Below are 7,199 nucleotides of genomic sequence, written 5' to 3' on the forward strand. Positions count from 1 at the left end.
AGCAATTGGCAGAAATTACTGCTGCAGTGAATGAATTGACAGCGAAATTGAGAAAGCTGAAAATTTCAGTTAAATATGATGACAGAACTACTCAAAAACCAGGATTCAAATTTGCTGAATGGGAATTAAAAGGAGTTCCGGTTAGAATTGCTGTGGGGCCAAAAGATTTAGAAAACGGAACTTTTGAGGTGGCAAGACGTGATAATTTGACAAAAGAAGTTGTTGAAGGAGGAAAAATTGTTGAATATATTAATGACTTACTAGAGCGAATTCAGAAGGATTTATTTGACCGCGCATTAAATTATAGAAATACTCATATTACTGAAGTAAATAATTTTGATGAGTTTAAAGCCGTTTTAGATGGTGAAGGAGGCTTTGTTTCAGCACATTGGGATGGAACTGCTGAGACCGAAGAGAAGATCAAAGAATTAACAAAAGCAACAATAAGATGTATTCCTTTGGATAGGGTTGAACAAGCGGGAAGCTGCGTATTTACTGGGAAACCTTCATCTGGAAGAGTGCTTTTTGCTAAGGCATATTAAAAAAATAAAAAAAAATGTGTTTAGCTATTGCGCAAATAGAAAATAGTTGTATTTTTGCATCCGCATTACAGAAGTAGTGCTGTTGCAAAACAACGGTCCGTTCGTCTATCGGTTAGGACGCCAGGTTTTCATCCTGGTAAGGGGGGTTCGATTCCCCCACGGACTACAAGAAATATTTAGATTAAAAAAGTTCTTAGAATAAAAAAATAATGGTCCGTTCGTCTATCGGTTAGGACGCCAGGTTTTCATCCTGGTAAGGGGGGTTCGATTCCCCCACGGACTACAAATTTTTTTTGATTTAAAAGTTCCGAACTTAGAGGGATCATGGTCCGTTCGTCTAGGGGTTAGGACGCCAGAATTTCATTCTGGTAACAGGGGTTCGATTCCCTTACGGACTACAAAAAATGAAATAATTAAGAAAAAAAACTAATACAATGGCAAATCATAAATCAGCTCTAAAAAGAATTAGAAGTAACGAAAAGAGAAGAGTATTAAATAGATACCAACATAAAACTACTCGTAATGCTATTAAAGCATTAAGAATTGCAACTGATAAAGCTGATGCTACTGCTAAATTATCAAATGTAATCTCTATGATTGATAAATTAGCTAAGAAAAACATCATTCATGATAATAAAGCTTCAAACTTGAAGTCTAAGTTAACTAAGCATGTTGCTAAATTGTAAGTAATATAATTTATATTAAAAAGCTCCTTGAAAAAGGAGCTTTTTTTATGCTTAATTTTTTGGATTATGAAAAGAATATTTAATCTTAATTAGATTTTGGAACTTAAATAATGCAGCATTTCAATGGTAATGGGTTTGGATAAAAATTCAATCACATTTGGATAAGATTTTGATTTTTTAATGTCATCAGGATCTATTGTTGAGGTTAAAATGATGATTTTAGTGTCATACAAATTGAAATAATCAGACTCTTGAAATAAATCAAGAAATTCCCAACCATTAATTACAGGCATATTTAGGTCTAAGAAAAGTAATTGAGGTTTTATTTCTTCACTGGGAATGTTGTTGATAAGCATCAAAGCTTCTTCTCCATTGGAAGCATTTATTATTTTTTTTGCAAAAGAAGCTTTTTGTACTACTTTTTTAAATAGCATAGATGTAATTGGGTCATCATCGATGCACATGATTAATTCTAACATTTTAAAGAGTTTTAAAAGTTAATATGAATTCAGTTCCTTCTTCAACTTCGCTTTGAATACTGATTGTTCCGCCCATCGTTTCAATTTGAGATTTGACTAAAAATAAGCCCAGTCCTTTACTGTCTGGATAATTGTGAAATCTTTGATAGAGACCAAATATTTTGTTGTTATGTCTTTCTAAATCAATTCCGACACCATTGTCTTTGAAGTTTATGGTAACTATGTGATTTGTTTTTGAAAGTGTAACATTAATGATCAAATCTCTGTTTTTGGATTTGTATTTAAGAGAATTGGTGAATAAATTGAGTAATATACTTTCCAGATAAATTCTATTGGTTTTTATTTTGGAAACATTCCCATAATTGATTTCTATTTTTGGTTTTAGAACTTCTATGCTTAGTTTTAATTGGTTTAGAATGTTTTTGAAAATATCTTCTATTTGTATTTCTTCATTTTGTGCGGCAGGGCTATCTTTTATAGTGATTGCTTTAGCTAGATCATTGACGGTTTCATTCAGTACTTGTGTTGATATGCTGAAACCATTTAGAATTTCTTTCAAATCTTCATCTTCAATTGTATCAATTTCGATGAGGTGTAATAAGCCTGTCAAATTTGATAATGGAGCTCTTAAATTGTGGGAGGTGATATATGAAAATTGCTTTAAATCTTTATTATTACTGGTCAATTCCTGAATGAGAATTTCTTTTTCTTTTTCTAATTTTTTGTCTTCTGTTATATCTCTTTGTATAGAAATCCAATGCGAAAGATTGTTTTCAATATTATAAACAGGAACAAATGAAAGTCTCACCCAGTATTCTGAATGGTCCTTCTTGTAAAGTATGATTTCTAGTGAACATTCAGTTTTGGTTTTTATTGCTTCTGTTATTTTTTCGATTTCTTGGGTATCTGAATTTTTGCCCATAAAAAAAGAAAGAGACTTTCCTATAATTTCGGAGTGTTCGTAACCAGACATTTTGCTGAAAGCTGGATTTGCAAATACTATTTCTGGAATTTGATGAGTATTAGTAGAGTTAGCTTGTGTGATTATAATTGAATCTCTGGCTTCTGTAAAAACTGTTTCGAGTAATTTTAGCCTGTTTTCTTCTTGTTTTTGTTTTGTAATATCTTGAATAGCTCCAATCATTCGAATAGCTTTTCCGTTTTCATCTTTAAGGATAAAACCTCTATCCAGTACGTATTTATAAGTGTTGTTAGCGCATCTGAATCGGTATTGATCTTGCCATATTTCTGTTTTTTGCTCAACAAAAGAATAAAGTTTAATAGACATTTTTAGGCTGTCTTCCGGATGTATATTGTCGAACCACCATTTTGAATTTGTTCCTACTTGCTCCTGCGTATACCCATAAATTTCTTTGATGCCTTTGTTCCATGTAAAATTGTCTTCAGGAATTTTCCAGTCCCAGATAGTATCACTAGTCGCTTTGGCTACAATGTCATACTTTTCATTGGACTCTTTTAGTTTTTTGTTGGTCTGTTTAAGCTTTTTGTAAGTTTCACTGTTTTTTTTATTGTTTTGGGATAAAATGTATTTAAGAAGAAGCCCTGTAGTTATGATGAAAACAATGTCTTTAATGAAATTATAATTATGAATACTTGATGTGTATGGAAATTGCTTGAGGAATTTAAAACTAATAATAGCAATAAATAATGCTGAGAGGATATATGTTAGTACTATTTTATTGGTTTTATTTTTCATTTAACTAATGTAATTATTTTAATATTAAAAAAAATAAAATTAGCAATTAAAATAATTCTGACAATGTTGATTCTAATGCTGCTATAAGTGTTTCTAAGTAAACAAATTATCAAACTAATGCGTAAAGATTTTTTATATCAAAATAAAGTGTACCTTTGCACCCATTAAAAATCACAGATGGAAGCTATTAGAAACATTGCAATTATTGCCCACGTCGATCACGGTAAAACAACTTTGGTTGATAAAATTATGTATCACTGTCAATTATTTCGTGACAACGAGAATACAGGTGACCTAATCCTTGATAACAACGACCTAGAGCGTGAAAGAGGTATTACTATTACTTCAAAAAATGTTTCTGTTCAATATAAAGGAACGAAAATCAACATTATTGATACTCCTGGTCACGCCGATTTTGGTGGAGAAGTAGAGCGTGTATTGAATATGGCTGATGGTGTTTGTCTTTTGGTAGATGCTTTTGAAGGTCCAATGCCGCAAACTCGTTTTGTATTGCAAAAGGCAATTGATTTAGGATTGAAACCATGTGTTGTAATCAATAAAGTAGATAAAGAAAACTGTACTCCTGAAGAAGTTCATGAAAAAGTTTTCGACTTAATGTTCGAATTAGGAGCTACCGAAGAGCAATTAGATTTTCCAACTGTTTATGGTTCTGCTAAAAACAATTGGATGTCAGATGATTGGAAAAATCAAACAGAAAATATTGAGCCATTATTGGATATGGTTATCAAAAATGTGCCAGCTCCAAAGGTTTCTGAAGGAACTCCACAAATGTTGATTACATCTTTAGATTTCTCTTCATTTACAGGTCGTATTGCGATTGGGCGTCTTGAAAGAGGTGTGTTGAATGAAGGAATGCCAATTTCTTTGGTAAAAAGAGATGGTAAAGTAATAAAATCAAGAATTAAAGAATTACACACTTTTGAAGGCCTTGGCCGTAAAAAAGTAGAGCAAGTTGTTGCTGGTGATATTTGTGCGATTGTAGGAGTTGATGGTTTTGAAATTGGTGATACTATTGCTGATTTTGAAAATCCAGAAGCTTTACAAACTATCGCTATTGATGAGCCAACAATGAGTATGTTGTTTACAATTAACGATTCACCATTCTTCGGTAAAGAAGGTAAATTTGTTACTTCTAGACATATTCGTGAGAGATTGACTAAAGAGCTTGAGAAAAACTTAGCGATGAAAGTTGGTGAGACTGATTCTGCTGATAAATTCATGGTTTTTGGTCGTGGTGTATTGCACTTATCAGTTCTTATCGAAACGATGAGAAGAGAAGGATACGAGTTACAAATTGGTCAGCCACAAGTTATCATCAAAGAAATTGATGGTGTAAAATGTGAGCCAATTGAGGAGTTAACTATCGATTTGCCAGAAAATCTTTCAGGTAGAGCGGTTGAATTCGTTACTATCCGTAAAGGAGAAATGCTTTCTATGGAAGGTAAAGGAGAGCGTATGATTATTAAATTTAATATTCCATCTCGTGGAATTATCGGTTTAAGAAATCAATTGCTTACTGCTACTGCTGGTGAAGCTATTATGGCACACCGTTTCATTGGATACGAACCATACAAAGGAGAAATCCCTGGACGTAACAATGGTTCTTTAATTTCTATGGAGAACGGAAAAGCAATTCCTTATTCTATTGATAAATTACAAGATCGTGGTAAATTCTTTGTTGATCCTAACGAGGATATCTACGAAGGTCAGGTTATTGGAGAAAACACCCGTAGCGATGATATGACTGTTAACGTTACTAAAACGAAAAAACTTTCTAACGTACGTTCTTCTGGTGCTGATGATAAAGCTAGAATTATTCCAGCTATCAAATTCTCTTTAGAAGAAGCTTTAGAATATATTCAAAAAGATGAATACGTTGAAGTTACTCCAAAGTCTCTTCGTTTAAGAAAAATTTATTTGTCAGAAACTGATAGAAAAAGATTCAAGTTCTAATCTATCTTTTTATAAAACACAAAACCCATTCATTGATTTGAATGGGTTTTGTGTTTTAATGAGCATCACTCATTTTGATATTAATTTTAGAATCAGAATTGACGATGAATTTTGCTTCTTCATATTTAGGAGGTCCCAAAAAGCCCTTGGCATTATTGGAAACGGCAACTGATTCTTTAGGCATTCCAATTAAATATTTATCAAGTTTACCATTATTATTGGCATCATGATATACAAGAACTGTATATTCTCCTTTTGGAATTTCAGTAAAAGTAACTAAAGCGGCATTTGCTTTTATATCTGATGAACTTATTTTATAAGCAGTTTTAAGATATTTGCTTTCAGAGTTATACAATTCTGCAATTAGTTTGCCTGTATTATTTTTTAAACTTGTAACATTGACAGTCAAATTTGAATTTTGAGCAAATCCCAAACTACCCATAAATAGTAGGATTCCTGCGAAATATTTTATCATAATTATTGATTTTGTGCATTTAAAATGAAGTGGTTAAAAGTACAAAATAATAAAATTGATGAAAGTTATCTATTCTATAAAAGCGTGTTAATTATAGGCTAACTTTAAAACAGATATTATATCTTAAATGATTAATTTTTATCTTTTAATAAAAATTCCAGAGGAATATTTAATCTTTTACTCCATGAGTTTTCCGAATGATCGTCCCCAGGAAAAAATTTAGTCATCCAGTTATTTTCATTATACCCTTTTGACCTCATTATAATGTCAATTTTTTGCTGTAGGGGCGGATATAAGGAATCTAAAGTTTGATCACCATAATCAAAATATATTTTATGGTTTTTTGGATTTGGTAAATTTCGTTTCAGGTAATTAGCAAAAGCTTCTGGAATTGGATTGTTTTCTAAGCTAAAAGTGCCTGGCCAATGGGTAGACAAGCAAGCAGCTCCTCCAAAAACCTTTGGATATTCACAAATGGCATAGATAGAAATCAAGCCTCCCATACTGCTTCCGGCAATAAATGTGTTTTGTTGGTCTTTTTTAGTTGAAAAGGTTTTGTCTATAAAAGGTTTTAATTCGGTCACTAAAAATTTTAAGTAATTATCAGATATTGGTTTAAATGCTTCGCTTGACTTTAAATCAATTGTTATTTTATCTTTTTGATTTTGACTTAAACTTTCATAAGGTTTTTGAGGAAAATATTCTGGATGGCGTTTTACGTTATTATTCCAAATACCTACCACTATAAACTTACGAGTCTTATTTTCAGCCATTAATTTACTGGCAACTTCATCAACTTCCCAAGCAGTTTTGTTCCAACTAGCTTCTGCATCATATAACATTTGACCGTCGTGCATATACAAAACTGCATATTTTTCTTTCGAAGAATAATCATCAGGAAGCCATACATCAATATTTCGTGCATCGACAAAAGTGGATTTGAAATTTTTAATTCTTTGTAATGTACCAGAAGTAACTTTTATTTCCTGTGCATTAATAATAGAATTTAGTATTAATGCTAAAGCTAATAGAATGATTTTATTCATGGCTTTAATTTAGTATTGTTATCTGAATGATATTTTTAAAATAGTTTAAAATGAATACTAATTTAATGTATTAACCTTATCTTTTTAAACTAAAATGTCCCTTCGCTTCGCGTCCATCTTCTAGTTTTACAGTATACCAATAATCATCAGCCGGCATTTGATGTCCAATATATGTTCCGTCCCAACCATTACTGGTTGCGAGAACTTGTTTAATCAATTTACCATATCGGTCATAAATGAAAATTTTTGCTGCAGAATTAAATGTTTCATCGATTCCTTT

Annotated in this window: 8 protein-coding genes and 3 tRNA genes; 6 read left to right on the plus strand and 5 right to left on the minus strand. The window is 31.8% G+C overall.

The window, feature by feature from the left end:
• The 5 genes from VLC96_RS17640 to rpsT form a co-directional block, all read left to right on the plus strand.
• Positions 1 to 542, plus strand: a 542-nt coding sequence (locus VLC96_RS17640; protein ID WP_325265042.1) for a His/Gly/Thr/Pro-type tRNA ligase C-terminal domain-containing protein, incomplete at its 5' end; no start/stop codon positions are given.
• A gap of 94 nt (positions 543 to 636) precedes the next feature.
• Positions 637 to 708, plus strand: a tRNA-Glu gene (locus VLC96_RS17645).
• Positions 709 to 753: 45 nt separating this feature from the next.
• A tRNA-Glu gene (locus VLC96_RS17650) sits at positions 754 to 825 on the plus strand.
• Between the two features lie 43 nt (positions 826 to 868).
• Positions 869 to 940 (plus strand) — tRNA-Glu (locus tag VLC96_RS17655).
• A gap of 36 nt (positions 941 to 976) precedes the next feature.
• Positions 977 to 1,228, plus strand: coding sequence for a 30S ribosomal protein S20 (gene rpsT / locus VLC96_RS17660; protein ID WP_325265043.1), 252 nt, complete (start codon positions 977 to 979; stop codon positions 1,226 to 1,228).
• 89 nt (positions 1,229 to 1,317) lie between these two features.
• Here rpsT and VLC96_RS17665 read toward each other — a convergent pair whose 3' ends face one another.
• Positions 1,318 to 1,707 (minus strand): response regulator, encoded by a 390-nt coding sequence (locus VLC96_RS17665; RefSeq protein ID WP_325265045.1) that lies wholly within the window; start codon positions 1,705 to 1,707, stop codon positions 1,318 to 1,320.
• A gap of 1 nt (position 1,708) precedes the next feature.
• Positions 1,709 to 3,424, minus strand: coding sequence for a PAS domain-containing sensor histidine kinase (locus tag VLC96_RS17670; RefSeq protein ID WP_325265046.1), 1,716 nt, complete (start codon positions 3,422 to 3,424; stop codon positions 1,709 to 1,711).
• A 177-nt stretch (positions 3,425 to 3,601) separates the two neighbouring features.
• On the opposite strand from VLC96_RS17670, the gene typA reads away from it, so the two are divergent.
• Positions 3,602 to 5,398 carry a translational GTPase TypA gene (gene typA / locus VLC96_RS17675; RefSeq protein WP_325265048.1) on the plus strand — a complete coding sequence of 599 codons (1,797 nt, stop codon included), beginning with the start codon at positions 3,602 to 3,604 and terminating at the stop codon, positions 5,396 to 5,398.
• Positions 5,399 to 5,453: 55 nt separating this feature from the next.
• On the opposite strand, the gene VLC96_RS17680 is transcribed toward typA, so the two are convergent.
• The 3 genes from VLC96_RS17680 to VLC96_RS17690 form a co-directional block, all read right to left on the minus strand.
• Positions 5,454 to 5,873, minus strand: coding sequence for a DUF2141 domain-containing protein (locus VLC96_RS17680; protein WP_325265050.1), 420 nt, complete (start codon positions 5,871 to 5,873; stop codon positions 5,454 to 5,456).
• Between the two features lie 131 nt (positions 5,874 to 6,004).
• Entirely contained in the window at positions 6,005 to 6,919 is a 915-nt protein-coding gene (locus tag VLC96_RS17685) for an alpha/beta hydrolase (RefSeq protein WP_325265051.1), read from the minus strand.
• 76 nt (positions 6,920 to 6,995) lie between these two features.
• Positions 6,996 to 7,199, minus strand: a 204-nt coding sequence (locus tag VLC96_RS17690) for a T9SS type B sorting domain-containing protein (RefSeq protein WP_325265053.1), incomplete at its 5' end; no start/stop codon positions are given.

Origin of the sequence: Flavobacterium sp. (assembly GCF_035456085.1) — a bacterium.
Taxonomy (GTDB): Bacteria; Bacteroidota; Bacteroidia; order Flavobacteriales; family Flavobacteriaceae; genus Flavobacterium.